Annotated in this window: 1 protein-coding gene; it reads left to right on the top strand. The window is 53.3% G+C overall.

Going from position 1 to position 1,223, the window contains the following annotated elements; translation table 11 throughout:
• The first annotated feature begins 261 nt into the window (after positions 1–261).
• A complete protein-coding gene (locus tag IQ273_RS33275; RefSeq protein WP_194027335.1) occupies positions 262–1,125 on the top strand; it encodes a hypothetical protein in 864 nt (287 codons plus the stop codon).
• The last annotated feature ends 98 nt before the right edge of the window (positions 1,126–1,223 follow it).

Raw genomic sequence — 1,223 nt, 5'->3', positions numbered from 1 at the left:
TTGACTCAATTGGTCTTGCAGTTGACGATACAAGAGGGGTGTTTCCATGAGACTGGCCTTGAGTTGGGGAATTCAAGCCTCTCATGAAATGCCCCTTCCCATCTACCCTGTCTCATTTGGGACTCCTTTCACAACAACCCTTTCAGGACTTTTCTGCACCACCAAGCCCTGTCGCTGTTTTTACCCCTGGGGTGGAGTGCCTGGAATGCTTACCAAACCTTTAGTCGCGTCATCGTCAATGATTTTCGCCTGCAATATCTGGTGGGTTCGATTATTCACCTAGATGAAGTGCTCACCATGTCGGCTCGGATGAACGCCGCTACGGGCGATACTCGCTGGGAAGGGCGCTACAACGACTTTGAACCACAATTGGATGCCGTGATCAAAGAAGCGATCGCGATCGCCCCAGACACCTATGAAGGGGAAGGCGCAGCGCAAACCGACATTGCCAACCAAAAGCTGGTCGCTATGGAAGTGCAGTCGTTTGAACTGGTGCGCGACGGGCAGCAGGCAGCGGCAGCCGATTTACTGTTTAGTGCCAATTATGAACAGCAAAAAGTGATCTACGCTGAGGGCATTCAGCGGGGACTCGACGCCACCCAGGAGCGGATTCGCGAGAACCAGAAAAATTTTGCTCAGCAGCTAATTCTGGCCAGTGCGATCGCAGCCTTCAGCCTGCTAATTCTGCTGCCTATCTGGTGGGTGGTCTTGCAGGTTTTGCAGCGCTACCTAGACGCTCGTAACACTGCAGAACATGCCCTCCACGCCGCCAAAGATCAGCTAGAAGCTGTATTGGACGCCGTACCCGGCCCCATCTCTTGGATTGATTCGGGCGGCGTTTATATTGGCGTCAATCGGTACCTGGCCAATAGCTGGAGCATGGCCCAGGGAGCATTTATTGGGCGCAGCGTTAACTCCCTCAACGGCAATGCCCAACTGGCCCAGTTTTTGCAGGAGTTCCTCACCAACTCCCGTAAATCGGACGCCCGCACAATCGAAGTCGAAATCAAAGGCGTACTCCGCTACTTTCTCGTCGCGGTGCAAAAGTATCAGCGGGGTACAGCGGCGGTTTCGGTGGGCATTGATATCACCGAGCTATTAGACGACACTGAACGTGGCGGGTGACGACAGCTAGATAGGCGGGAGAGGTGTTCTCCCTGCCCCTTGAGTCATCACTGAGACCGGATCCAATTTAAGCTAATAAGAAAAGACACTGAAGGTAT

Source organism: Nodosilinea sp. LEGE 07298 (assembly GCF_015207265.1).
In the GTDB taxonomy this organism is placed as follows: Bacteria; Cyanobacteriota; Cyanobacteriia; order Phormidesmidales; family Phormidesmidaceae; genus Nodosilinea.
The sequence above is the reverse complement of the archived record's forward strand: the minus strand, read 5'-3'. Positions and strand labels throughout refer to the sequence as shown.